This is a genomic window from Leeia aquatica (assembly GCF_012641365.1).
Taxonomy (GTDB): Bacteria; Pseudomonadota; Gammaproteobacteria; order Burkholderiales; family Leeiaceae; genus Leeia; species Leeia aquatica.
Genome location: NZ_JABAIM010000002.1, coordinates 151,958 through 177,866, shown reverse-complemented (window position 1 = coordinate 177,866; position 25,909 = coordinate 151,958). Strand labels below are relative to the sequence as shown.

General features: G+C 61.3%; 18 protein-coding genes. 16 read left to right on the top strand and 2 right to left on the bottom strand.

Going from position 1 to position 25,909, the window contains the following annotated elements; genetic code table 11:
* Positions 1–13: 13 nt before the first annotated feature.
* The 14 genes from HF682_RS09895 to HF682_RS09830 all read left to right on the top strand — a co-directional run bounded on the left by HF682_RS09895 (position 14) and on the right by HF682_RS09830 (position 18,924).
* A complete protein-coding gene (locus HF682_RS09895) occupies positions 14–1,213 on the top strand; it encodes an acetyl-CoA C-acyltransferase (RefSeq protein WP_168877135.1) in 1,200 nt (399 codons plus the stop codon).
* An 85-nt stretch (positions 1,214–1,298) separates the two neighbouring features.
* Complete coding sequence (locus tag HF682_RS09890) at positions 1,299–2,138, top strand: DMT family transporter (protein ID WP_168877134.1); 840 nt, start codon at positions 1,299–1,301, stop codon at positions 2,136–2,138.
* A gap of 90 nt (positions 2,139–2,228) precedes the next feature.
* Entirely contained in the window at positions 2,229–3,083 is an 855-nt protein-coding gene (locus tag HF682_RS09885) for a transglycosylase SLT domain-containing protein (protein ID WP_308418722.1), read from the top strand.
* A gap of 136 nt (positions 3,084–3,219) precedes the next feature.
* Positions 3,220–4,887 carry an energy-dependent translational throttle protein EttA gene (gene ettA / locus HF682_RS09880; protein WP_168877132.1) on the top strand — a complete coding sequence of 556 codons (1,668 nt, stop codon included), beginning with the start codon at positions 3,220–3,222 and terminating at the stop codon, positions 4,885–4,887.
* A gap of 59 nt (positions 4,888–4,946) precedes the next feature.
* Entirely contained in the window at positions 4,947–5,693 is a 747-nt protein-coding gene (surE, locus tag HF682_RS09875; protein WP_168877131.1) for a 5'/3'-nucleotidase SurE, read from the top strand.
* The gene (locus tag HF682_RS09870; protein WP_168877130.1) at positions 5,690–6,346 is read left to right on the top strand and encodes a protein-L-isoaspartate(D-aspartate) O-methyltransferase; all 657 of its coding nucleotides are present in this window, start codon (positions 5,690–5,692) and stop codon (positions 6,344–6,346) included. Before surE ends, HF682_RS09870 begins: the two co-directional genes overlap by 4 nt.
* Positions 6,347–6,376: 30 nt before the next feature.
* Entirely contained in the window at positions 6,377–7,393 is a 1,017-nt protein-coding gene (locus HF682_RS09865) for a peptidoglycan DD-metalloendopeptidase family protein (RefSeq protein WP_205882016.1), read from the top strand.
* 248 nt (positions 7,394–7,641) lie between these two features.
* Positions 7,642–8,595, top strand: a complete 954-nt coding sequence (rpoS, locus tag HF682_RS09860; RefSeq protein WP_168877129.1) for an RNA polymerase sigma factor RpoS — start codon at positions 7,642–7,644, stop codon at positions 8,593–8,595.
* Between the two features lie 252 nt (positions 8,596–8,847).
* On the top strand, positions 8,848–10,521 hold the full coding sequence (locus HF682_RS09855) for a DUF2138 family protein (protein ID WP_168877128.1): 1,674 nt from the start codon (positions 8,848–8,850) through the stop codon (positions 10,519–10,521).
* On the top strand, positions 10,500–11,177 hold the full coding sequence (locus HF682_RS09850) for a DUF1175 domain-containing protein (protein WP_168877127.1): 678 nt from the start codon (positions 10,500–10,502) through the stop codon (positions 11,175–11,177). Before HF682_RS09855 ends, HF682_RS09850 begins: the two co-directional genes overlap by 22 nt.
* On the top strand, positions 11,111–15,700 hold the full coding sequence (locus HF682_RS09845) for an alpha-2-macroglobulin family protein (protein ID WP_205882015.1): 4,590 nt from the start codon (positions 11,111–11,113) through the stop codon (positions 15,698–15,700). The genes HF682_RS09850 and HF682_RS09845 overlap by 67 nt, the downstream gene beginning before the upstream one ends.
* Positions 15,679–17,337, top strand: coding sequence for a DUF2300 domain-containing protein (locus HF682_RS09840; RefSeq protein ID WP_205882014.1), 1,659 nt, complete (start codon positions 15,679–15,681; stop codon positions 17,335–17,337). Before HF682_RS09845 ends, HF682_RS09840 begins: the two co-directional genes overlap by 22 nt.
* A gap of 2 nt (positions 17,338–17,339) precedes the next feature.
* On the top strand, positions 17,340–18,131 hold the full coding sequence (locus HF682_RS09835; protein ID WP_308418721.1) for a YfaP family protein: 792 nt from the start codon (positions 17,340–17,342) through the stop codon (positions 18,129–18,131).
* A 10-nt stretch (positions 18,132–18,141) separates the two neighbouring features.
* Positions 18,142–18,924, top strand: coding sequence for a YfaP family protein (locus HF682_RS09830; protein WP_168877125.1), 783 nt, complete (start codon positions 18,142–18,144; stop codon positions 18,922–18,924).
* Positions 18,925–18,972: 48 nt separating this feature from the next.
* On the opposite strand, the gene HF682_RS09825 is transcribed toward HF682_RS09830, so the two are convergent.
* Positions 18,973–20,172, bottom strand: coding sequence for an aminotransferase-like domain-containing protein (locus tag HF682_RS09825; RefSeq protein ID WP_168877124.1), 1,200 nt, complete (start codon positions 20,170–20,172; stop codon positions 18,973–18,975).
* Between the two features lie 219 nt (positions 20,173–20,391).
* Between HF682_RS09825 and HF682_RS09820 the strand changes: the two genes are divergently transcribed.
* Both HF682_RS09820 and HF682_RS09815 read left to right on the top strand, forming a co-directional pair.
* On the top strand, positions 20,392–20,979 hold the full coding sequence (locus HF682_RS09820; RefSeq protein ID WP_168877123.1) for a LysE family translocator: 588 nt from the start codon (positions 20,392–20,394) through the stop codon (positions 20,977–20,979).
* Positions 20,976–22,388 (top strand): aminotransferase-like domain-containing protein, encoded by a 1,413-nt coding sequence (locus HF682_RS09815; RefSeq protein WP_168877122.1) that lies wholly within the window; start codon positions 20,976–20,978, stop codon positions 22,386–22,388. The genes HF682_RS09820 and HF682_RS09815 overlap by 4 nt, the downstream gene beginning before the upstream one ends.
* Here HF682_RS09815 and dnaE read toward each other — a convergent pair.
* A complete protein-coding gene (gene dnaE / locus HF682_RS09810) occupies positions 22,385–25,849 on the bottom strand; it encodes a DNA polymerase III subunit alpha (protein WP_168877121.1) in 3,465 nt (1,154 codons plus the stop codon). The genes HF682_RS09815 and dnaE overlap by 4 nt on opposite strands.
* Positions 25,850–25,909 lie beyond the last annotated feature (60 nt).

Here is a 25,909-nt window from a genome sequence, read left to right as displayed (position 1 = left end):
CGGAGACATACACATGAAACAGATTCAGGAAGCCTATATCGTTGCCGCGACGCGGACCCCGGTAGGCAAGGCACCACGCGGCATGATGAAGCATGTCCGCCCGGACGACATGTTGGCCCACGTCATCAAGGGCTCGCTGGCCCAGGTGCCCAATCTGGACCCCAAGCTGATTGAAGATGTGATCGTTGGTTGTGCCATGCCGGAAGGTGAGCAGGGCATGAACGTGGCCCGTATTGGCCTGCTGCTGGCGGGCCTGCCGATCAGCGTGGGCGGCGTCACCATCAACCGCTTCTGCTCCTCCGGCATCAATGCGGTGGCGATGGCCGCAGACCGCATCCGCCTGGGCGAGGCCGATGTGATGATCGCCGCCGGTACCGAGAGCATGTCCATGGTGCCGATGATGGGCAACAAGGTGGCCTTGAACCCGGCCATGTTCCAGGACGAGAACGTGGCGATTGCCTACGGCATGGGTCTGACCGCCGAGAAGGTGGCCAACCAGTGGAACATCAGCCGCGATGCACAGGATGCCTTTGCAGTGGCCTCGCATCAGAAAGCATTGGCCGCCATTGAGGCCGGCGAGTTCAAGGGCGAAATCACCCCGCTCGAGGTGGTGAACCGTACTGCCAACCTGGCCAGCGGTGAAGTGATCAGCAAGACCCGCGTGCTGGATACCGATGAAGGCCCGCGTGCCGATACCACGCTGGAAGGCCTCGGCAAGCTGAAGACGGTGTTTGCGGCCAAGGGCAGCGTCACCGCCGGTAACAGCTCGCAGATGTCGGACGGTGCCGGTGCCGTGATTCTGGTGAGCGAAAAGATCCTCAAGCAGTTCAACCTGACCCCGCTGGCACGTTACGTGACCTTCGCAGTCAAGGGTGTGCCGCCGGAAATCATGGGGATTGGCCCGAAAGAGGCCATCCCGGCTGCACTGAAGCTGGCGGGCCTGCATCAGGACGATCTGTCGTGGATCGAACTGAACGAAGCCTTTGCTGCCCAAGCGCTCGCCGTGATGGGGGATCTGGGGCTGGACGCCAGCAAGGTCAACCCGCTGGGTGGGGCCATTGCGCTGGGCCACCCGCTGGGCGCCACCGGTGCCATCCGTACTGCTACGCTGGTGCATGGCATGCGCCGTCGCGGCATGGCCGGGCAGTATGGCATGGTGACCATGTGTATTGGTACCGGCATGGGTGCAGCAGGCATTATCCAGGCCCTGTAATCCAGGTGTTTGGGAAACAAAAAGGCGGCCTGCTTGGCCGCCTTTTTGTTTGCGGCATGCGGGAGGGGCAGGCTACCATCGTCACATGCGTGACATGAATCATTACCGGAACCTGCTGGCCTTGCATGGCGCGGTTCTGTTGTTCGGGCTGGCGGCGGTCGCCGGTAAATACCTGAATCTGCCTGCCGTGCTGCTGGTTGCCGGTCGCAGCGGCTTTGCTGCGCTGGCACTGTGGGGTTGGCTGCGCATGACCCGAGCTGGTCCGGGTTCGGGCTGGCATCGCGATGTGCTGGGCTGTGGGCTGCTGTTAGCCATTCACTGGTGGACGTTCTTCCAGTCCATTTTGCTGGGGAGTGTGGCGACCGGGCTGTTGGGCTGGGCCAGCTACCCCTTGTTTGTCGCTGTGCTGGAACCATGGTGCTTTGGTGAGCCACGCCGGACGGGCGACCTTTGGCGTGCAGCATTGGTTGGTGCGGGCATCGCTGTGGTGGCAACCGAGCGCACGACCCAGGTCTCCTTGATGGGGCTGGCTTGGGGCGTCGCGTCTGGCCTCAGTTTTGCCGGACTGACTTTGGCAAACCGTCGCCTCTCCACCCGCTTGCAACCGGCGCAGCTGGCCTTCTGGCAGAATGCCGGCGCCGCGATATGGATGCTGCCATGGCTGCATATTCCGGCTGACATGGGCCGCGGGCAATGGTTGGGGCTGGTGGCCTTGGGGGTGGGCTGCACCGCGTTGGCGCATAGTCTGTTCATGTTTTGTCTGCGGCAATTGCCCGCCCGTCTGGTGAGTGTGACGGCGGCGCTGGAAGTGGTTTATGGTGTACTGCTGGCCGCATGGCTATTGCATGAGTGGCCGAGTTTGCAGGTGCTTGCAGGCATGGCCCTGATTCTGGTTGCCACGGTATGGGCGACCCGGCGGCGATAGGTGGTGCTCGCCCGCGTGACGATCGTTAACAGTCTATTGACACGCTTTCTGCTATAAAGCGACTCTACCCTGAGTGAAATGAGTTTGCCCGTGCCACGACTTCTGCTCCTGATTGCAACATGCCTGCTGCTGGTGGGCAGGGTTGCGCTCGCGGATACGGCAGAGGTGGAAACCGTGCAGACGCAAACCTGGCTGGCCGAAGCGGCCAAGCTGGAGCAGCGCGACCCCTGGCAGGCTGCAGTGCGTTACTGTGGCGGGGCACGCCAAGGCTCTACCGAATCACAGTACCGGCTGGCCATGCTGTATGCCTTTGGTCAGGGCGTGCCTGAAGACCGTGATGCCGCGGCCTCGCTGCTGGCCTTGGCAGCGCAGCAGGGTCACCAGCAAGCGGTCAACATGCTGGAAACCATTCATTACAGCTCAGACAAGCTGCCCGAGTGCGTGCTGGCCGATGTACAGCCTGCCCATGCCCCGGTGACCAACAGCGCCTCCCTGAACGATGTGATCGCCAGCTTGCCGAAACAGCGGCGCTGGATTGTCGACATGGTGCAGCAGGTGGCGCGCTGGAATGATGTGGATCCCCGGTTTGCGCTGAGTATCGTGACGGTAGAGTCCCGCTTTCAGCCGCACGCCCGCTCGGGTGCCAATGCCATGGGCCTGATGCAGTTGATCCCGGCCACCGCCGAGCGTTTTAACGTCAAGGATGCCTTTGACGCCAGCCAGAACGTCAAGGGCGGGGTGCGTTACCTGCGCTGGTTGCTGGACCGCTATCACGGTGATGTGGCGATGGCTGCCGCTGCCTACAATGCAGGCGAGGGCGCGGTAGATCGCTACAAGGGCATTCCGCCCTATAAGGAAACCCAGCAATATGTGAAGCGGGTGCTGCAGTACTATCCCTACCGCACCCATGCGCGGGATGCCGCCCGCCACACCACCCAGATGTAATTCGCATACACGCCCGCACATTCCGGCAGCTTTTTTGCCGAGGTGCGCTGTGTTCCCGTCTCCGGTTTGATAAACTTCGGGAGTTTGCCGCCACCGCATGTGGCGGCGTGTGATCAGACTCCTTTCCGGATGACGCATGGCTCAATACGTTTTCACCATGAACCGCGTGGGCAAGATTGTTCCGCCCAAGCGCCAGATTATCAAAGACATCTCCCTGTCGTTTTTCCCTGGGGCCAAAATCGGCCTGCTCGGCCTGAATGGCTCCGGCAAATCCACCGTGCTGAAGATCATGGCCGGGGTGGACAAGGACATCGAAGGCGAAGCCACACCGATGCCGGGCATCAAGATTGGCTATCTGCCGCAAGAGCCGGAGCTGGACCCGGCCAAGACCGTGCGGGAAGAGGTCGAATCTGGCATGGGGGAAGTGTTTGACGCCCAGAAGCGGCTGGACGAAGTCTACGCCGCCTATGCCGACCCGGATGCGGACTTCGACAAGCTGGCCGAAGAGCAGGCACGGCTGGAAGCCATCATTGCCGCCGGTGCGGGCGACAACGCCGAGCTGCAACTGGAAATCGCGGCGGATGCGCTGCGCCTGCCGCCGTGGGATGCGGTGATTGGCCACCTCTCTGGCGGTGAGAAGCGCCGGGTGGCGCTGTGCAAGCTGCTGCTGAGCAAACCGGACATGCTGCTGCTGGATGAACCGACCAACCACCTGGATGCCGAATCGGTGGATTGGCTGGAGCAATTCCTGGTGCGCTTCCCCGGTACCGTGGTAGCGGTGACCCACGACCGCTACTTCCTTGATAACGCCGCCGAGTGGATTCTGGAACTGGACCGTGGCCACGGTATTCCGTGGAAGGGCAACTACTCCAGCTGGCTGGAGCAGAAGGAAAACCGCCTGAAGCAGGAAGAGTCCTCCGAGTCTGCCCGTCAGAAAGCGCTGAAGCAGGAGCTGGAGTGGGTTCGGCAAAATCCGAAGGGGCGCCAGGCCAAATCCAAGGCCCGTATTGCCCGCTTTGAAGAACTGAACTCGGTGGAGTACCAGAAGCGGAACGAAACGCAGGAAATCTTCATTCCGGTGGCGGATCGCCTCGGCAATGAAGTGATCGAATTCACCAACGTGTCCAAAGCGTTTGGTGACCGCTTGCTGATTGACGACCTCAGCTTCAAGATCCCGGCGGGTGCCATTGTCGGCATCATCGGTCCGAACGGTGCCGGTAAATCCACGCTGTTCCGCATGATCTCCGGCCAGGAACAGCCGGATAGCGGTGAGGTGAAGATCGGGCCGACCGTGAAAATGGCCTTTGTTGACCAGAGCCGTGGCGCCATGGACAACAGCAAGACGGTGTTTGAGGAAATCTCCGGTGGCCGTGATGTGCTGCAGGTCGGTCGCTACGAAACCCCGTCCCGCGCCTACATTGGCCGCTTCAACTTCAAAGGTGGTGACCAGCAGAAGATTGTCGGTAACCTGTCCGGTGGCGAGCGTGGCCGTCTGCACATGGCCAAGACCCTGATTGCCGGGGGCAACGTGCTGCTGCTGGATGAGCCATCCAACGATCTGGACGTCGAAACCCTGCGGGCGCTGGAGGATGCACTGCTGGAGTTTGCCGGCAGCGTGATGGTGATCTCCCACGACCGCTGGTTTCTTGACCGCATTGCGACCCACATCCTGGCCTGCGAGGGGGATTCCAAGTGGGTGTTCTTTGACGGCAACTATCAGGAATACGAGGCCGACAAGAAGCGTCGCCTGGGTGAAGAGGGCGCCAAGCCGAAGCGGATCCGCTACAAGCCGATCAGCCGCTGAGCAGGGCAGGGGGCCGCGCCAACCGTGGCCCGCAGGGAAAAACGAAAACAAAGCACAATATGCGTTTTCTACTCAGCAATGATGATGGTTATTTTGCGCCGGGCCTGGCGCATCTGGCCCAGGCTTTGCAAACCATCGGTGAAGTGGTGGTGGTTGCCCCCGAGCGGGACCGCAGCGGCGCCAGCAATTCCTTGACACTGGATCGGCCCCTCTCCTTGCGGCGGGCGGCCTCCGGGTTTCAGTACGTCAACGGTACGCCTACCGACTGCGTCCATCTGGCGCTGACCGGCCTGATGGCAGATGCCATGCCGGACATGGTGATTTCCGGCATCAACCACGGTGCCAACATGGGGGACGACACCCTGTATTCCGGTACGGTCGCGGCGGCGACCGAAGGCTATCTGCTGGGTGTGCCTGCCATCGCGGTGTCGCTGGCCAGCCGCGGTGGGGCGCATTTTGAAACGGCTGCACGGGTTGCGCTGGAACTGGTGCAGCGCTGGCAAGCCTCGCCGTGGCCGGAGCGTCGGCTACTGAACGTGAATGTGCCGGATGTACCCTATGCCGATCTGAAGGGCATGACGTTGGCCCGCCTGGGACGTCGCCACAAGGCCGAGCCGGTGATTCCGGCGAAGAACCCGCGTGGTGAGACCATCTACTGGGTCGGTCCGCCTGGAGCCGAGCAGGAAAACGGGCCTGGCACCGATTTTCATGCCGTGGCGCAGGGCATGGTGTCGGTCACGCCGCTGCAGATTGATTTGACGGCAAGCAGTCAGCTGGACGAGGTGCGCGGGTGGTTACAGGCATGAACAAGACCCCCACCGGTATCGGCATGACCTCACCCCGCACTCGGCTGCGGATGATCGAGCGGTTGCGCCAGCAGGGTATCAATGACGAAGTGGTGCTGTCGGTGATGAGTGAACTGCCGCGCCACCAGTTTGTCGAAGAAGCGCTGATGAGCCGTGCATACGATGATGTGTCCTTGCCGATTGGCTTTGGGCAGACCATTTCGCAGCCCTATATCGTGGCGCGCATGACCAGTCTGCTGCGTAATGGGGGCAAGCTGGGCAAGGTGCTGGAGATCGGTACCGGCTGTGGTTACCAGACTACAGTGCTGGCGAAACTGGCGCGGGAGGTGTACTCGGTGGAACGTATTGCGCCGCTGCTGGACCGTACCCGCACCCGATTGCGCGAGTTCCGCTTTACCCACGTCCGGCTCAAACATGCCGATGGGCATCTGGGTTTGCCGGAAGCCGCACCGTTTGACGCCATCCTGATGACGGCTGCGGCCAGTCATGTACCGGCTGAGCTGTTGGCGCAACTGGCGCCGGGAGGGCGGTTGGTCATGCCCGTCGGCGTGGCCGAGCAGCGGCTGTGCTGTATTGACATGACCGACAATGGCCCGCAGCAGACGCTGCTGGAGCCGGTCAAATTTGTACCCTTGCTGGCGGGTCTGGGTTGACCTTGCCGCATTGAGCATTTGGAGTGAGTTTTGACAAAAAATGGGCGATGGTATCTGGCGCTGGCCTTGGCCAGCATGGTGCTGGCAGGGTGCAGCAGCCGCTCGGCACCGGCTCCGGTGGAATCCCGTGGCAGTACCGGCACAGCAAATCGCCCGGCGGATACAGGCGGAAGCCGTGCTCCTGTGGTCAATGCGGGTGACAGCAAGTCGCAAAGCCGCCCGCTGAACAGCGGTGATCCGCGTCCGCAAACCCACCAGGTCAGCAAGGGCGACACCTTATACAGCATTGCGCTGGAGTATGGGTTTGATTACCGCGAGCTGGCCAGCTGGAACCAGCTGGGTGATGTCAACGTGATCCGTATCGGCCAAGTGTTGCGATTGACGCCACCCGGTGGCGAGGGCGGAATGGTCACTCGCCCGCTGGACAGCGCGCTCAGCATCGAGGTGATTGAAGGCCCCAAAGCCGTGCGCTTGCCCTATTCCGAGCAGGCACTGGCGCAAATGAAAGCGGCGGACAGCAAGCCATTGCCCACCAAGCCAAACGTGCCGGCAAAACCGGCAGACACCAAGCCGGCGGATACCAAGCCCACCGATCCCAAACCTGCAGACGGAAAGCCTGCAGATAGCAAACCGGATGACAAACCTGCCAAGACGAACCCGCCGGGTGAGGACGATGAAAACCTGGCTTGGCAGTGGCCGGCACAAGGCAAGGTACTGCGCGGCTTCAACGAGGCCAGCCAGGCCAAGGGGATTGATGTTGGGGGCAGTAAAGGTACAGCGGTGATGGCTGCTGAGGGTGGCAAGGTGGTGTACGCCGGCAGCAACCTGCGCGGTTACGGCAAGTTTGTCATCATCAAGCACAACAAGCTCTTCCTCAGCGTTTATGCCCATAATGACAAACTGCTGGTGAAAGAAGGCCAGCAAGTCAATAAAGGGCAGAAGATTGCCGAGATGGGGGACAGCGAAGCGGATCAGGTGAAACTGCATTTTGAAATACGCCGCTATGGCAAACCAGTGGACCCGCAAAAACTTTTGCCTGCAAATTAATTGAAATAGCCCGCCGCTTATCCTCTAATACCGACCGTTTGTCGGTTGGGTGGTGGGTCAGATAGTAGCCTGAAGCCGCGCCGTTGCTTGTTCTATGGCAGGCTTCAGGTTTTTTTGCTTTAATTGACTGGTATTTTTTTGACGGAAACCTATAATCGAAGTCAAAACCGATTGGAAATCGAATGAATCGCCGGTCAACAGGCGATGTATACCGTGACAACTGATACAACGACTACATGGAGGGCACCATGGAACGTGATGACTATATTGTTGACGGTGAAACGCTGCTGGATGACAGTGCTGAGGAGCGGGAGGAGAGCACTGAAGCAGCCGAGGAGACAGTCGGGCAAGGGGTGGATTACAACCTCGAAGCCATCAACGATGTAACCCAGATTTACCTGAATGAAATCGGGCAGAACAGCCTGCTGAAACCTCACGAAGAACTGGCTTTGGCCCGTCGCGTGGTGCAAGGAGACGAGGCAGCCCGCTGCGAAATGATCGAGCGCAATCTGCGCTTGGTCGTCAATATCGCCAAGCGTTACATCAACCGGGGCATGAACCTGCTCGATCTGATCGAGGAAGGCAATATCGGTTTGATGCATGCCTTGGACAAATTCGATCCCGAGCGCGGGTTCCGTTTCTCGACCTACGCCACCTGGTGGGTGCGTCAGAGTGTCGAGCGTGCCATCATGAACCAGTCTCGTACCATTCGGCTGCCGGTACACGTGATCAAGGAATTGAACGTTTACCTGCGCGCTCAGCGCCATCTGGAAGCCACCGCCGGACGCGACCCCAGCTTTGAAGACATTGCGCACCTGCTGGGCAAGACGGTTGCGGAAGTGCAGCACATGCTGTCGCTGAATGAGCGGGTGGCTTCGCTGGACGCACCGCTGGATATTGACCCGATGCTGAGCGTGGGTGAATCCATTGCGGATGACAATCAGGAAGCGCCTGAAGACATGCTGCACTCCACCGAGATGCAGTCTCTGGTACATGAATGGCTGGGCAAACTCACCGAACGGCAGCGGGTTGTCATCGAAAAGCGCTATGGCTTCTGCGATAGTGAGGTGTATACCCTGGAGGAGCTGGCTGCAGAACTGGGGTTGACCCGTGAGCGTGTGCGGCAAATCCAGATCGAATCCCTCTCTGCTCTGCGCAAGATGCTCAAGCGCAATGGCATCAGCCGTGATGTCCTGCTGTAATTTGCACAATAAGGCGCAAAAGGGCCGGGGGTTCCCGGCCCTTTTGCTTGTGGGCTTGCCCACCCCTGCATGACATTACGGCTCTCTCCCGCGCTTGTGTACATTTCTTCACAATCCTCCGCTGTATCTTCCATAAGACATCGGTATAATCCGCCACGTATTCCCCATGGTGGGTCTGTTGAATACCTGAACCGTTAAGGGCGTCGCATGCCGCTGTCCCGCAAGAGTAAGTACCTGCTCCTTGGATTGTTTGTGACAGCTGCCGTTGCGGTCACCATCCAGGCCATCTGGCGCCCGTTCGGTGCGCGAGGCGTCGACCGGGTCCGGGTTGTTGATCTGGACCTGACGCACCCCGATGCCCTGATTGACAGTACCAGTCTGTCCCGCTTGCCCAAAGACATCCTGCAAGTCCCCATGTTGAAGGATGTGCTGACCGAGGATTTCGTTTACTACTACGAGCAGAATGAAAGCCGCCTGTCGCTGTCCGGTACGGTCCGGCGCATTGCGTTTGAGCACAATCTCAGCCTGGGTGATGAGCTGCTGACCAAAGTCATGAATGAGCCGGGTGAATTGGCCCTGTGGCGTGATGACTCAGGCAAGCTGCGTTACTGGCTGCTGCGGGTGAAACGAAATGGCATGGCGCGCCTGCTGCAAGGGGCGGCTAACGTGGCGCTGTCGGACAGTCAGCTGCGCAAGGCCGGTGAGCTGAGCTTGGGCGGAGACGATGCCACCCTGTACGCGCTGGAGTATGGCCACGAGAAAACCATGCTGTTTGCCAGCCACGGTGATGAACTAGTGGTGTTGTCTGATGCGGGCATGCTGCTGGAAGCCGCCGATCCTGCTGCCGTCGAGCAAGCGGTCGCTTCGGGTCAGCCGGTACCGGAGGGCACCTTGCTCAAGGACCGTCGTGAAATCATCGAGGGCCTGTTCTCTGACGACAGCGACAAGCAGGATCGCTTCCGCAAGCTGTTCCAGCTCTCCCCGGTCAAGAGTGGCCACCAGATGGTGGTGGATGCCGATTTCCTCTCGTTTGGCTATCAGCAGTTTTTCCCCGGTGTCAACGCACTGAAATTTGAGTTTGATGGCAGTGGCTGGCAGAGTGCTGCCCTGCTGGATGGGGAGCGTCTGCCCGAGGCGGGCTGGAAGAGCAGCCGCATGTGGCAGGCGGCACCGCATGGTGCGGCCCTGTGTACCAGCTTGCCCGTCAATTGGAGCAGTACCTCGCCTTTGTTGAAGGACATGGCGGAAGATGGTGCGGCCGCCGAGGTGCTCGCCGCCCAGCTGGAAGGCCCGGCCGGGGTGTGCTGGTATGCCAAATCCCGCATCGCCTCACCCTTGTTCATTACCCGCATGAAGAGTGCGGCCATCGCTCAGCAACAGGCTGCGCAGCTGGGTACACTGTTTACCGCCCTGATTGGGGCGCAGGAGCCTGCCCGCAAGGACCGGTTCCCGGTGGCAACCCGCAAGCAGGATGGGGCAACCCTGTGGCAGCGCCCGGTTAGCGCCCGCTACGGTAGCCACAAGGTCGCGGCGGATCAGGCCGAAGAGTTTTCATCAGACCGTTATTTCCCGGTCACGCTGGCCGTTGCTGGTGAGTATGTGCTGTTTTCACCCGATGAACGTCTGGTAACGGACGCATTGGACGTGCTGGCCAAACGCTACCCCTCGGCGGCGGATGGTGCCGAGCAGCCGGATCAGCTCGCCATGATTGTGACCCCAGCTGGCCTGGCACCGTTGTTCCAGCATGAAGCCTTTGATGCATTGCCGGATGAGCAGGAGCCGGTACTTCGTGCCGCCGCACAGCAACATTTGATTCCCCGGTTGAAAGCCTTGGCCAAATATCCGCCGCTGCGGGTTTCGCTGGCGGGCAGTGTGCCACGCGGTTTGGCCTGGGTGGACTTGCAATGGCAGGCGCAGGCGCGTTGAAGCGGCGACATTTGCTGCAAGCGCTGGCATGCTGGGCTGTACTGGGGCCGGCTCGCGCTTTACAGCCTGTGCTGACGCCCTCAACCGGTCCCATGCTGGATGCCGAGCAGTCGAAGGTATTTCGTAACTGGATGATTCGTATCATCGAGTTGCAACTGAGCAGGGGGCCTAGCCCGCGCTGGCAGCACCGTGACTGTGCCGGACTGGTGCGGTTTGCAGTGCGGGAAGCGTTAAGAACGCACGATGCCAAATGGCTGCGGGCCAATGGCATGCCGGTCGGGGCGTTACCCCCGGATGTCCGGCTGCGGCCCGAGCAGCAGGGGCTGGGGGCCGTGTGGCAGCATGTGGATGGCAGCAAGCAGGCTTTTGTGACGGCATTGGCACTGGTGCAGCAGAACAGCCGTTACCTGGGCAAGGAAGTATCGCAGGCCGCGCCCGGGGATGTGCTGTTCTTTGACCAGGGGGATGATCAGCATTTGATGGTGTGGACCGGGCGATACATCGCTTACCACACCGGGACGGTCAGTCCGACCGACAACGGTCTTCGGGCCGTCACCCTACAACAACTGCAGCAATGGAAGGATACGCGGTGGCAGCCCCACGGCAACAATCCCAATTTTATCGGCGTCTTTCGGTTGGCCTTCTTGTCGCGCTGAGTGCGCTGACCAGCTGGGCTGCTCCTGCCAAACATGCACCGCTGCCGGAAGTGCCGCCCAGCGGCTATGAAGTCTTCCGTGGCGAGCCTTTCTTCCTGCTGTCTGATGCGAGCTACGGCAGCGACAGCCAGGCGATGGTACGCCTGGAGGTGCCAGGGCGGGATTTTCGCAGCTATCTGCAAAAATACTCGGGCGCAGACATCGTGCTGTACCGGGTGCCGCAGCCGCTGGAATTCCTCAAGGCACAGAAAAACCTGCACCGGGTCAACGTCAAGGCGAACTACGCGGGTGAGGGGCTGGCCAATACCCTGAACTATCTGTGGGACAGCTGGTACAAGCAGTCCCGTCTGTCCTGGCAGCGCATCCTGTCGTCCAAGGCGCGTGGTGTGGCGATTGAAAAGGCGCCGCAGCTGCAAACCAGCCAGTTCATTCCCTACCCGACCCGCTTTGAGCAGAACCCGCAGTTCAAGCCTCTGCCGGGTTTTGAGCTGATCAGCCGCTTCCGTTATCCATTGTGGCATGCCAAGACCATTCAGCCGCCGAAGCAGGTCAAGCTGGATGGCAGCAGCAGCGAGTTCCTCGCCGCCAGTGAGGGCAATGTCATGGTGCCGCTCGGCAAGCTCAAACCAGGGCTGTATCTGGTGGAAGCCATGATTGGCGCACACCATGCCAAGACCCTGCTGTTTGTGACCGATACCGTGGCCATTACCAAGAACGCCTCAGACCAGATGGTGGTGTGGACGGCACACCGCAAGACCGGTCAGGCGGTACCCTCGGTCAATGTCATGTGGAGCGATGGTGCCGGGGTGCTGCAAAGCGCAGCCACCAATGCGGAAGGTATCGCCCAGCTGCAGCATGCCCGCCCGGAGCACACCTATGTGATGGGCCAGGATGCGGCCGGGGGCGTGTTCATCTCGGAAAACTTCTATTACGACAGCGAAATCTACAACGCCAAACTGCTGGCCATTACTGATCGCCCGCTGTACCGCCCGGGCAATGAGGTCAAGCTCAAGTTTGTAGGCCGTGAATTCAAGAATGCGCGTCAGTCGGTGGCGTTGCCCGCTGCCGACCTGAAACTTACCGTGTTTGACCCCAATGGCACCCCCATTGTCAGTCAAACCGTGAAGTATCAGACGGAGAGCGGAGCCGATACCAGCTTCCGCCTGCCCTCCAATGCGACAGCCGGTGGCTATGAAATCCGCTATTCGATGGGGGAGGATGACTACGCTGCGGCATTCCGGGTGGCGGAATATATCAAGCCGCACTTTGACATCAACCTCGCCATGAACAAGGCGGAGTTCAAGACCGGCGAGCCGATTGAGGGCAAAATTCAGCTGAACTACACCGATGGTCGCCCGGTCGCTGGGGCCAATGTCTCGGTCAGCGTTCGCGCCCAGCAACTGACCATGGTGGAAGGCGAGCTGCAATATGCAGGCCTGTTCCCGGTCAAGCTCGAGCAGCAGGAGCTCAAGAGTGACAGCAAAGGCCAGATCGCGCTCAAACTGCCCGCTGCCAAGGAGCCCAGCCGTTATGTTCTGACCCTGTTTGCCAACGAGCAGGCGGCTTATCGTGTGAAGGTCACGCGGGAGCTGTTGGTGCAACGGGGCAGCAATCCGTACCGCATTGTCAGCAGTCGTCATTTCAGCCAGCCCGGTGAAACGGTCAGCTTTGGTTTGCAGCCATTGGGCAGCGGTGGCCTGCCTCCCACACAGTGGGAGCTGGTGCGCCTGGAGTCGCAAACCCGGACTACGGGTGCAATACCGGCCAATGCCAAAGGCTGGTCCATGCCGATTAGCCAGCCTGGCTCGTATACCCTGTCGGTGAAGGATGCCAGCGGCAATCTGCTGGGGGCACTGAGTCATTGGGTGGCGGGCGACGGCCTGCAGGCCACGCCCGGTAGCGTGGAAGTGGTATTCGACAAGGATAGCTATCAGCCAGGTGAAAATGCCGAAGCGCTGATTACCTTCCCCAAGCCGGTGAGCAATGCCCTGCTGACGCTGGAACGGGACAAGGTGGAAAAGTACGCGCTGCTGAGCAAAGGGGCCGACTGGGTGACGTTGACCCGGGTGGGCCAGTCGCAATGGCGGGCGCGTATCCGGGTGGATGAGTTGTTCAGTCCGAACATCACCTTCTCGGTACTGTACGCGCAGAATGGCGACTATACCTTCCAGAACGCGGGCATCAAGGTCGCCCAGCCGACCGTGGCGTTGAATTTCAAGACCAGCAAACCCGTTTACCTGCCAGGCGAAACGGTGGTAGTGGATGTCAACAGCACGCTGGGGGGTAAGCCGGTCTCGGCCAACCTGTCGGTCAGCGTGGTGGATGAGATGGTCTACGTGCTGCAGCCGGAAATTGCGCCGAGCATTGTGGATTTCTTCTACCACCCGCGGCGTAACAATGTACGAACCTCGGCCAGCCTGTCATTCATCAGTTACGACATGGCCAAGTCACACCTGCCGGGTGCGCCTTCGTCCAATAACTACAACCAGCGCGGCGTCAAGGTGCTGGAGCGGCCGCGTCGTGACGAAACCGATACCGCTGCGTGGCAGCCCAACCTGAAAACCGACGCCAACGGCAATGCCCGCTTCACGTTTGTGATGCCGGATTCCCTGACCCGCTGGCGCATCACGGGTCGTGCCATGACTGGCGATGGTGCCGTGGGGCAGCGTACCGCCTATGTGCGCTCGGAAAAACCGTTCTACATCAAGTGGACAGCCCCTGCCCGTTACCGTGAGCAGGATGCACCCACCGTGGATCTGGTCGCGTTCAACCAGACCGACAAGGATCAGGCCGTGGAGTGGCAAGTCACCGGGGCCGGGCTCAGCCAGCGCCAGGCGGTGACACTCAAGCGCGGTGCCAATTACCTCTCCTTGCCGATCAGCAATCCGCAAGCGGGTCTGGTGACCGCCGAGCTGATGTCTGGTGGGCGGGTGGTAGACCGCTTGCAGACCAATCTGCGCATCAATCCGGTCAACTGGCTGTCGCCCCGTCAGCTGGCAGTACCGCTGAGCGGCAATGATCTGCTGCTGAGTCTACCGGCTGACGCCCGTAACATCCGGCTCAGCATCGTGGGCAGTGCTGCCAGCCAGTTCTCCCGTGTGGTGGATGAGCTGATTGATTACCCCTATGGCTGCGTCGAGCAGACCGCCAGCCGTCTGATTCCGCTGGCGTTGGCCGTGCAGGCGATGGGGGATCAGCCCGACACCCGCCGTTTGACCCAGTTGCTGGCAACACAACGGCAACGGCTGGTATTGCTGGCGGGGGGCGATGGTGTATTTGGCTGGTGGGGACCGGGTAGCCAGGAAAACATTTTCCTGACCGGCTATGCCTACTACGCCGATTGGTATGCCAGCCGCAGTCTGGGGCTGCCTGTGCCGGCGGAAAACTGGCAGTACCTGCTGGAGGTGTACAAGAAACACGGCAGCAAGGCCCCGTTGTCACAACGTGCCATGGTGCTGTGGTGGGCCAACCAGATGGGCTTGCCGGTGCAGACCTTGCTGTCTGGCGTCGAGCGTGACCTGATCCAGCAGCAGTCTGGGCCGCTGGTCAAGCTGGGGCGTCAGGATAGCCTGCTGTTCATCGCACCGGAGTCGCAATCTGCGCAGCAGTTGACGCTGGCACTGGTGGCCCAGCTGCACGCTGAGCTGAAGACCCCGCTGCCTGCAGAGCTGGTGGAGCCGGTGGCCTCTGCTCAGACCGCGCTGCGTGAGTCGGGATCGCCTTTTGTGCAGTCTTTACTGCTGCTGAGTAATCAGGCCAAACCGGGCGTTACGGCGGCCAGTCTGCTGCCGCTGGTGAGCAGTGACATGCCGACCCAGGAGCGGGCGATGGCACTGATCTGGCTGCAGAAGAGCATGGGTGGCACACCCGTGGTCAAGCCGAGTGGTGCTGTGGTGGGTACCGGCTGGGTGGCCAGCACCACACGCAGTGGACAGGAGCAATGGTCGTGGAGCAGCGCGACCTTGCCTGCACGCCTGCAGTTGCAAAAGCTGCCAGCGGAGGCTGCCACTGCGCTGATCCGCTACGACAGCAGTGCACTGGAGCCTGCCCGCCTGCCGCTGCGCATGGAGCGTCGCCTGTATGTGCTGGAGCAAGACGACAAGGCGCTGACCTTTACCGCCAAGCCCGTCAAACAGGGTGAGGCGCTGCAGGTAGGCCGCCTGTATGTGGACGAACTTGAGCTGACGCCCCCTGCTGGCAAGAGCTACAGCTATGGTCTGCTGGAGGTGCCGTTGCCACCGGGTGCCGATGTGGAGAGTACGACTTCCGGCCTGACCATCACCGGGCTGGACGGGGTGGATGCCGAGCATGGCTTCAGCCGTCTGCAGCATGAAATGGGCCAGCTGTCTTACAACCTGCCGGTGGAACAACTGGGCAAGCGCTGGGTCACCCGGCAGCTGCTGCGCTTCTCGCAGCGTGGCCGCTTTACGCTGCCGCCCGCCCGTTACTTCCGGATGTATCAGCCCGAAGACAAGGCCTTCCAGGGAGATGGCAAGACACCGTGGGTGTTTACCGTACAGTAATCAGCCTGCTGCTGGGCGGCGTGTTGTGGCAACCCGCCGTCGCCCTGCAGATGGCCTGGCAGCGCAAAGGCCAGCAAACCCTGTGGCAGCTGGGTGGCAATCAGCCGCAATCCGCCCCGCTGCCGCCGGGCTTGCAAACGCCACTGGGCAGTGTCTGGAAGCTGTTTGTCTACGGCTATATGGTGGAGCAGAACCTGGCAGGCAGTGACTATGTCTGCCAGGGTGGTAACCCGGAGGAGGTGTATTGCTGCCAGCCGGGGCATAGTGTGGATCGTGAGCGGGCCTTGCTGCAGTCCTGCGGACTGTACTTTGAGCCCCGGCGCTTGAAGATCGCTGCTGCGGACTGGCGCCGGTTCTGGCAGGCACGGCAGGCACCGGGTTGGTTGCAGGATTTACCGCAACTGAAGCCAGAGCGACAAGTAGCGGTGTCGCAATTGCTGCAAGGCTTGGCGCAATTTCCGCCACAAGCGCGGCAGCAAGCCGGACATACCCTGGTATCGGTGCTGACCCAGGGCAAGGCTGAGGGCAGTGTGGCGCTGCTGGGCAGCCAGCTGCGGGTGAAAACCTGGACCATGCCGGACCCGTCGCACCCGGGCGAGCGGCAGGGTGGGGCAGCGGGCTGGCTGGCCGATGGCTCCCCTGTCTGGTTGCAGGGGCGAGGAGGCAGTGCCCAGGTGTTGCCACAGCTGTCACCCAAACTGGTGCCATTGTTGCAGCCGGTCACCGTGGCCGATACCGAGGCCTGCGTGCGGGTGCGCTACTTTGCTCGCTACCCGATACAGTCAGTGACGCGCAGTGATGGCCGGGTCGTGGTGCCGGGGGTGATGGAAGGGCAGTACCAGGTGCGCTTTCGCAATGGCGTCAGCCTGGCCCTGAGCAGCCAAGGCGAGTTATGGCTCCAGCAGACCGTTGCCGGTTGGCAGGTCAATGGTCGACTGGGCATGAATGAGTATGTGGCAAGGGTGCTGGAGCGTGAGGGCCGCAGTGAGCCGCCAGAGGCGGCTCGGGCATTGGCGATCGCCGCCCGCAGCTATGTGGTGCAGCAAGGTGCGCGTGAGCAGGGCTGCTTCAGCATGCAAGACAGCAGCAGTCAGCAGCGGGTGGCACCGCGCCCCGCCAGCAAGGCTGCGCGGGCGATTGCCGACTGGACCGATGGTCTGGTGCTGACCGGGGTGCCGGTGCAGTACCACTCCACCCGACAGGCGCGGCACCAGCTGGCCTGGGCTTGGGCGGTGAGCGCAGCACAGCGGGGCATGACATTCGACCGCATGCTGCAGCAAACCTACCCTGGCAGCAGCCTGGTGTCATACCTGAGCCCGCTGGATGGAGATTGTGATCGCTTGCCGCAAGTGGAGCGCTGGCTGGAGCAGCAATTGCCGGTCTGGCAGCGGCGCTTGCAGCATGAGGAAGGGTTGGAGGCGCTGGAACAAGCACCGGCTGTATGCCGGTTGCCAGGTGGCAAGCCCTACGCCGATGTTGAGCGGGGGCGGATTCATGTGCGTGGTTTGGCGACGGATGAAGACCGGATCACGGTGGCGCATGAAACATTGCATTTGTTGTTCCGTCATCACCCGCGAGGGCAGGACGAGGACTTTGTAGAACAGACCGCCCGGCGGTTGATCCAGCAAGGAGGATGAGCGTGCGAACCACCCTGTGCAGCATGATGGCCCTGCTGGCAACGATGCCATGCTGGGCGGGCGGCAGTATCCAGCTGGATGGCCCGCGTGGTGGCTGGCAGCACAGTGGTTTGCAGAATGAGCTGGAGCGTGGCACTGCCGCCTATCCCAAACCACCGGTGGATCGTGGTGCGCAACGCTACCGCACCCTGATCGAGGGGCGTTTGCTGCAGATGGGCAAGAACCGCAAGCCACACCTGCTGGTGGTCAATGGCAACCCGATGCCACTGTATACCGATGAGCAAGGCCATTTTGCCCGCCCTTATGCTTTCGGGCCGGGCTCCAACAGCATCGAGATTCGCACGCCGGATGGCAAGGAACGCAAGCGGGTCCAGTTTTACGATAACTACACCACCAAGACCAAGGCACGCCTGCGGGCCATCCTGACCTGGGATGATCCGCATGCCGAGGTGGATCTGCATGTGATTGCACCGAATGGTGCACATGCCTTCTGGGCTAACCCGCAATTGGGTGACGGTGGCGGGCTGGATGTAGACAGCGTGGATGGTGCCGGGCCGGAGATTTTCTCCTCGGCGGCACCACAGTCAGGCAACTGGCTGTTCTACATCAACTACTGGGGCAACTTTAACGAGGCAGGCTACAACTTTGACGATGATCGCAACGAGCAAGTGGTGATCACGGCGCGGCTTAGCCTGATTTTCAATGAAAACACCCTCAACGAGCGACGTGAGAGCTTTGTGGTGCCGCTGCGCAAGGTGGGGGATCTGACGCTGGGGCGGGCTATTCGCCTGTGAAACGGAACCAATGAACAATCGGATCAAATGGGGGCTGGCCAGCATGCTGGCTGCGGTGCATGTGGTAAGCCTGGCAGCCGGTATCCGCATGGATGCCCCGATTGGCGGCTGGCGCAATTCGACTGGGGAGGGGGAAGAGAGCTATACCCAAGAGGTGCACTACCCGGCGGTGCGGGTGAATGCGCGGCCCGGCCAAAGTGTCAGTGCCCTGATCAAAGGGCAGATTCTCAGCATGCCCAAAGCAAAGAAGCAGCCACCCTATACGCTGGTGGTCAATGGTGCTGCCATGCCACAGCGCATTGAAGAGGATGGCAGTTTTGAGCGTCCCTATGCCTTCAGTGTGGGCTCCAACAGTGTCGAGATGCGTTCGCCGGATGGCAGTTTGCGCAAGCGGGTGCAGTTTTACGAAAACTATGCCGGCAAGGCCCGGCCCAGGATGCGGGTGATCCTGTCGTGGGACAGTGATGAAACCGATCTAGACCTGCATGTGGTGATGCCGGATGGCCAGCATGTCTTTTATGGCAACCGGGTAGCCACCGATGGCAGCGCGCAGGATGTGGATGTCACCACCGGCTATGGCCCGGAAATTTTTTCCAGCTCGTCCCCGCAGAAAGGCCAGTACCTGGTGTACGTCAATTACTACGGTTCGGGTGAGAACACCTCAGACCTGACGGTGGCGCAAGTGACCCTGGTGACCCAGGAAGGTACGCCCAACGAGAAGCAGCAGTCCTTCCGCATTCCGATGCGCAAGGCCGGGGAGCTGACACTGGTCAAGCAGTTCAGCTACCCGTAAAAGGGGGGGGGCGGCAGCACCAGCGCCCGTGTGCTGCCCCGGCGTGGTTTATCCTGCCAGTTGCTGCAGGCCTTTGGCCAGCCGTCTGGCGCCTTCACGCAGCCCCGCCTCCGGGGTGGTGACAAAGCTCAGGCGAATGCTGTTCCGGTCCGGGTGGTCGGCGTAGAAAGATTCGCCCGGCACAAAAATCAAACCCTGTTCGCGGGTAATCATCAGCAGTTCACGGCTGTTGACGCCATGATTGAAACGCCCCCACAGGAACATGCCGCCATCCGGCATGTTGAAATCCAGCACGGATCCAACTTCCTGCCGCAAGGCTTCCGCCAGCACCTGCGCGCGAGCGCCATAGGCCTGTGCCACCATGGCGACATGCGGCTCCAGCCGACCGCTTTCCAGATAGCTGGCAGCAACCTCCTGTGCCAGCGTGGAGCTGTGCAGGTCCACCGCTTGCTTGATCATGACCGTGGCGTGCTTCAGCGCAGGCGGCAGGATCATGAAGCCCAGGCGGAAGCCCGGTGCCATGATCTTGGAGAGGGACGAAATGTAGGCGCAGTAATCGGCTGAACCCGGCACCTGATCTGCCAAGGCCAGCAGGGGCGGGATGGCGCTGCCGGAAAAACGCAGTGCGCCATAGGGATCATCTTCCACCACCAGGGTTTGATGCTTCACCGCCCAGCGCAGCAGCTTCAAACGGCGTTCCAGGCTCAGACAGGCACCGGTGGGGTTGGCGAAGTTGCTGACCACATACACCATTTTGGGCCGGGCATCAGCGGGCAGCTGGTCCAGCTCGTCCACACAGGCACCGTCAGCATCGCCGGAGATGGAAAGAAACGATGCACCGGCCAGCTGGAAGCATTGAATGGCTGCCAGATAGCTGGGTCGTTCCAGTACCACCGTATCCCCTTCATCCAGCATGGCGCGCGCGATCAGGTCCAGGCTCTGCTGCGAGCCGGAGGTGACCAGCACCTGGTCCGCACTGGCCTTGATGCCACGCCCTTGCACCAGTTTGGCCAGCGCTTCGCGCAAACGCAGCTGACCCTCGGTCACGCTGTACTGCAGCGCGGCGGAAGCACGCTCACGCATCACCTGCTGCTGGGCGGCTTCAATGCCTGCAACATCGAACAGTTCTGCCGCAGGCAGACCCCCGGCCATCGAGATCATGCCGGGCAAGGTGGCATAGTGCAGCAGGTCACGCACATCAGAGCTTTTGCTGCGCTGGGTGGCGCGAGAGAGCGGTAGGGCAGACATCGGTTTCCATCCTGTATGGGTCCATCATGGCACTTTACCTCAGCTGGCCGCTTCTTGTAACGGTGCAGTTGAGGGTGCAATCGGGAAACTGTGCTGCCCGTCCGACCAGAACAGTTTGTGCCGTACTGGTTAGACCGTGTCTTTCCGATGCAGGGCTGGCGGACGTATGGTAAGGGTCACAGCCGTCATGCGGCGGCTGAAGCCTGCAGGAGCAAGACAATGCTGGATATTGCGGCACTGGGTGCCTATTCGTTTGTGATGTCGATCACGCCGGGACCGAACAACCTGATGGTGACAGCCTCCGGGGCGCGCTTCGGCTACCGTGCCACCATACCGCACCTGCTGGGCATCAGCATTGGCTATGCGTTGATGACCGTGGCAGTAGCGCTGGGACTGCGGCAGCTGTTTGTCTGGCTGCCGTGGCTGTACAGCGGGCTCAAGTGGGGAGGCATGGTCTACTTGCTCTGGCTGTGCTGGCAGTTGCTGAGGGAAGGGGAGGTCGGTGAGCGCAGCAGCGCCCGCCCGCTCACCTTTTTGCAGGCCGCGCTGTTCCAGTATGTGAATCCCAAGGCCTGGGTGATGGCGATGACCACGGTCAGCCTGTTTGCCGCGCCCGCAATGCCCGTGTGGCAGTGGCTGGCGCTGCTGTTTGGGGTACTGGCTGTGGTCAACTACCCCTGCATCAGCGCCTGGGCGCTGTTTGGCGTGCAGATGCGGCGCTATTTGGTAAACCCGGCTACCCGGCGTATATTCAATGCCATCATGGCAGTGCTGTTGCTGCTGACCCTGTGGATGATGATGCGATGATGTTGCAGCTGGAGCGCGATGGCAGCAAGCGGCTGGGCGACCAGATTGTGGCCCGGATCGAAGCCTTGATCCGCAAGGGGCAGCTGGGAGAGGGCAAGCGTCTGCCGTCTGTCCGGCAACTGGCCCGTACGCTGGATGTCTCCATGCATACCGTGACCACGGCCTTTGAGCGGCTGGTCGCCCAAGGGCTGGTGGAGTCTCGCCCCGGTAGTGGCTACTATGTGGCCCGTCAGTTAAGGATGCGGCCTTGCCCGCCCATTGAAATGGCCCCGGTGGACCCGGCGACTGCAGCGGGCTTTGCCCAGTATTGCCTGTCCTCATCGCTGTCAGTCGACGTACCGGTCGGCAGCGGTTTCCTGCCCGGAGAGTGGCAGGATGGTGTGTTTCAGGGCAGCAGCTTGCAACGCCTGCTGCGGGCGGGCTCGGGTGGCATGGACTCAGCCCCGGTGCAAGGGAATCCACAGCTGCGTGAGCGTATAGCCGAGCGCCTGGTCAGGCAAGGTATTCCGGCGATGGCCGGCAATCTGCTGCTGACGACAGGCGCCAGCCATGCCTTTGATCTGGTCATCCGTACTGCGCTGAACCCGGGTGATGTGGTGATGGTGGAAGATCCCGGCTACTTTGTGATGCACCAGCAATTGCAGCGGCATGGGGTACGGATGATCAGTGTGCCTCGGCTGGCGGACGGGCCGGATGTGGAGCGGCTGGCGGAGCTCGCCATGATTCACCGCCCTCGCATGTTCTACACCCAGACGCTGCTGCATAACCCGACTGGCGGCAATACCTCACCGGCGGTGTGCCACAAGCTGCTGAATCTGGCGGAGCGTTACAACTTCCTGATTCTGGAAGATGATGTCTACGGTGAGCTGGCCGGGCCACACGCCCTGCGGCTGGCCAAGATCGACGAATTCAACCGTGTGCTGTACATCAGCAGCTTTACCAAGGTGCTGAACCCCGGCATGCGCATCGGCTATGTGGCGGCACCCACCCCTCTTTTGCCTGCGCTGATGGAGCGCAAGATGTTTGGCGTGCTCACCGGCTCCAGCCTGCAGGAAATGCTGGTGGACGAGGTGATGGCCAGTGGCCGTTACCACCGCCATACCGAGCAATTGCGCAATCGACTGACCCGTGTACGCAGTCAGGCGATTGCCACCCTGTCGGGCTTGCCGCTACAGGTGGAGGATGCGGTGCCGGATGGCATCTTCCTGTGGGTGAAGCTGCCGGATGGGCTGGACAGCCAGCGGCTGGCGCAGCAGGCGCTGGCGGAGCGCATCCTGCTGGCCAGCGGGGCCATTTTTTCCTTGACCGGTGGCAGCCTGCACCATCTGCGGCTGAATGTGGCCTATGCGGCGCACCCCCGGTTCATCGCCTTCCTGCAGCGCGCCTTGCAGGAAGGGGGTAGCCGCTAGTAAACGACCTTGGCGGCATCCGCCCCATGCTGACTGCGCCAGAGGTGCAGCAGATCATCGCTGGCACGCACCCGCCAGTCATGCCCCAGTTCCAGCACTGCGCTGGCGGCACCATTGCGATAGCGCAGCTTGATTGGCGTTGCGCCTTCCTGTTGCCATGGTCGCAAGCGCTCCAGCAGTGCCGCCGGGTCCATACCTGCCGGGTAGGTCAGGTCCAGATGGCTGGCAAAGCGGGTGCGAGCCTCATCCAGTGTCAGAATGCTGTCGGCGTTGACCCGCAAACCGCCGCTGAATTCGTCGTTGCTGACCTTGCCTTCGATGATCAGCAGCTGGTCTTCCTTCAGCTTGTCCTTGTTGGCATCAAAGGCTTCCGAGAACAGGGTGACCTCGATGGCAGAAGTGGCATCGTCAATGGTCAGGATGGCCATCTTGCCGCGCTGGGTCATCTTTACCCGGGTGGCGACCAGAATGCCTGCCAGCCGTTGCGGTGCTTTGTCCGGTGACAGTTGCCCCAGGCGCTGACGGACGAAGGGGGCGATCTCGCGGCGATAGCTGTTATACGGGTGGCCGGACAGGAAGAAGCCAATCGCCAGCTTTTCTTCCTGCAACTGGGTCTTTTCATCCCAGGGGGAGACATCCAGCAGCTTGTGCTCGTGCTCGGGCTGGTCCAGCAGATCGAACAGGCTGGTCTGCTGCGCATTGGCGGCGGCCTGCTCGGCTTGCTCCATGGCCAGCCCGACGCTGGCCAGCAGGGCGGCGCGGTTTTTCTCCAGCGCATCAAACGCACCGGCACGGATCAACGCCTCGATGGTACGGCGGTTGACGATGCGCTTGTCGGTGCGGTTGCAGAAGTCGAACAGATTACTGAACGGGCCATGGGCTTGCCGCTCGGCGATGATGTGCTCCACCGCCTGCTCGCCGGTTCCCTTGATGGCGCCCAGTGCGTAGCGGATGCGCTTGGTGTCCACCGGCACAAAGCGATAGTGACTTTGGTTGACGTCGGGTGGCAGGAATTCCAGCTTGTTGTCGAGCGCATCTTCAAAGAACACCCGCAACTGGTCGGTATTGTCCAGTTCCGACGACAGCGTGGCAGCCATGAAGGCGGCCGTGTGGTGCGCCTTCAGCCAGGCGGTGTGGTAGGACACCACCGCATAGGCGGCGGTGTGTGACTTGTTGAAGCCGTACTCGGCAAACTTGGTCATCAGGTCGAACAGGTGCTCGGCCAGTGCCGGGTCGTAGCCCTTTTGCTGCGCGCCTTCTGCAATGGTCACCCGGTGCTTGGCCATCTCTTCGGGTTTTTTCTTGCCCATTGCCCGCCGCAGCATGTCGGCCCCACCCAGGGTGTAGCCGCCGATGATCTGCGAAATCTGCATCACCTGTTCCTGATACACGATCACGCCGTAGGTCGGGTCCAGGCAGCCGGTCAGATCCGGATGGAAATAGTCGATGGCCTGCTTGCCGTTCTTGCGCAAGATGAAGTCATCCACCATGCCGGAGCCCAGCGGGCCGGGCCGGTACAGCGCCAGTACAGCGATGATGTCTTCGAAACGGGTCGGCTTCAGCTTGGCCAGCAGCTTCTTCATGCCGTCCGATTCCAGCTGGAACACGGCGGTGGTGTTGGCGTCCTGAAGCACCTTGTAGGTGGCCGGGTCGGTAAACGGCAAATCCTCCAGCCGGGTATCAAAGCCGGGGTCGAGCTGCTGCACATACTTCAGCGCCAGCTCGATAATGGTCAGGTTGCGCAGACCCAAGAAGTCGAATTTCACCAAGCCGACGGCTTCCACATCGTCCTTGTCGAACTGGCTGACCACCGACTCCGAGCCGGGCTGAGCGTACATCGGGCAGAAATCAGTGATCTTGCCCGGAGCGATCAGCACGCCCCCTGCGTGCATACCGACGTTACGGGTCAGCCCTTCCAGCTTCTTGGCCAGTACCCACAATTCAGCCACTTCCTCTTCGTTCTCGACCCGCTCCTTGAGTGCAGGCTCCATCTCCAGAGCATCGTCCAGCGAGTATTGCTTGCCGGGCGCGGCGGGAATCAGTTTGGACAGGGTGTCGCAGAAGGTATAGGGCAGGTCGAGTACCCGACCTACATCGCGCACCACCGCCTTGGCGGCCATGGTACCGAAGGTGGCGATCTGCGAGACGGCATCCACGCCGTATTTTTGCCGCACATACTCGATCACCCGCCAGCGGTTGTCCTGGCAGAAGTCGATGTCGAAGTCGGGCATCGACACCCGCTCCGGGTTCAGGAAGCGCTCGAACAGCAGGGCGTAAGCGGTGGGATCCAGATCGGTAATGCCGAGGCTGTAAGCCACCAGCGAACCGGCACCGGAGCCCCGGCCTGGGCCGACCGGGCAGCCGTTCTGCTTGGCCCAGTTGATGAAGTCCGCCACGATCAGGAAGTAACCGGGGAAGCCCATCTGCAGGATGGTGTCGGTTTCGAACTTTAGCCGGTCCAGATAGCGGGGGCGTTCGGCATCACGCTGAGCGGCATCGGGATACAACTCCAGCAGGCGGCGCTCCAGCCCTTCACGGGCGCTGTGCACCAGAAAATCATCCAGCGTCATGCCATCCGGCGTTGGAAACTGCGGCAGGTAGTTCTTGCCGAGCGTGACGGTCAGGTTGCACAGCTGGGCGATCACCAGCGTATTGGCCAGCGCTTCCGGATAGTCGGCAAACAGCTCGACCATCTCCTGCTGGGTCTTGAAGTACTGTTGCGGGGTGAAGTGCTTGGGCCGCCGCTTGTCAGACAGGGTATAGCCTTCGGCGATACACACCCGTGCCTCGTGCGCCTTGAAATCGTCCTCGGCCATGAACTGCACCGGGTGGGTGGCTACCAGCGGCAGGTCCAGTTTGACGGCCAGGGCCGCCATGGGATGCACCAGACCGTCGACCGCCGGGTCACCATTGCGCTGGATTTCGAGGAAAAACTGATTGGGGAAACTGGCGGCCAGCTGCTGGGCGGCGGTTTCTGCCGCCGCCGCGTTGCCATTGGCCAGATGGGTGCCCACTTCGCCCCACAGGGTGGAAGAGAGGGCGATCAGGCCGTGGTTGTCCCCGCCCAGTTCGGCGTCGCTCGAGGTTGGGTTGTGCTGCAGCCAGGCCGGCAGGATCTCGGCGCGGCCCCGGTGCTGGTTCTTGCGGTATGCCAGGGTCAGCAGTTCGCACAGGCGGCCATAGCCCTGCCGGTCGCGCGCCAGCAGCAGCAGGCGATAGGGCTTGTCACGGTCATTCTGATTACTGACCCAGATATCGCAGCCGACAATGGCCTTTAGCCCCTTGCCGCGCGCGGCTTTGTAGAATTTGACCATGCCGAACAGGTTGGACAGGTCGGTGATGGCCAGCGCCGGCATCTGATCCTGCGCAGCGGCTTTGACGGCGTCGTCAATACGGACAATGCCGTCACTGACAGAAAATTCGGTGTGCATGCGCAGATGCACGAAATGCGGAGTAGTCATCACCGCATTTTACCCCGAAACCACCCCGGCCCGGCAGCCATGCCGCTTGCTGCGCAGCAA

What these genes read in the sequence shown, in the direction of transcription:
- HF682_RS09815 (WP_168877122.1), top strand. Translation starts at nt 20,976, where the DNA reads ATGATGTTGCAGCTGGAGCGCGATGGCAGCAAGCGGCTGGGCGACCAG.
- dnaE (WP_168877121.1), bottom strand. Translation starts at nt 25,849, where the DNA reads ATGACTACTCCGCATTTCGTGCATCTGCGCATGCACACCGAATTTTCT.
- HF682_RS09850 (WP_168877127.1), top strand. Translation starts at nt 10,500, where the DNA reads ATGGCAGGCGCAGGCGCGTTGAAGCGGCGACATTTGCTGCAAGCGCTG.
- HF682_RS09830 (WP_168877125.1), top strand. Translation starts at nt 18,142, where the DNA reads ATGAACAATCGGATCAAATGGGGGCTGGCCAGCATGCTGGCTGCGGTG.
- HF682_RS09825 (WP_168877124.1), bottom strand. Translation starts at nt 20,172, where the DNA reads ATGTCTGCCCTACCGCTCTCTCGCGCCACCCAGCGCAGCAAAAGCTCT.
- HF682_RS09895 (WP_168877135.1), top strand. Translation starts at nt 14, where the DNA reads ATGAAACAGATTCAGGAAGCCTATATCGTTGCCGCGACGCGGACCCCG.
- HF682_RS09820 (WP_168877123.1), top strand. Translation starts at nt 20,392, where the DNA reads ATGCTGGATATTGCGGCACTGGGTGCCTATTCGTTTGTGATGTCGATC.
- HF682_RS09890 (WP_168877134.1), top strand. Translation starts at nt 1,299, where the DNA reads ATGCGTGACATGAATCATTACCGGAACCTGCTGGCCTTGCATGGCGCG.
- ettA (WP_168877132.1), top strand. Translation starts at nt 3,220, where the DNA reads ATGGCTCAATACGTTTTCACCATGAACCGCGTGGGCAAGATTGTTCCG.
- HF682_RS09870 (WP_168877130.1), top strand. Translation starts at nt 5,690, where the DNA reads ATGAACAAGACCCCCACCGGTATCGGCATGACCTCACCCCGCACTCGG.
- rpoS (WP_168877129.1), top strand. Translation starts at nt 7,642, where the DNA reads ATGGAACGTGATGACTATATTGTTGACGGTGAAACGCTGCTGGATGAC.
- surE (WP_168877131.1), top strand. Translation starts at nt 4,947, where the DNA reads ATGCGTTTTCTACTCAGCAATGATGATGGTTATTTTGCGCCGGGCCTG.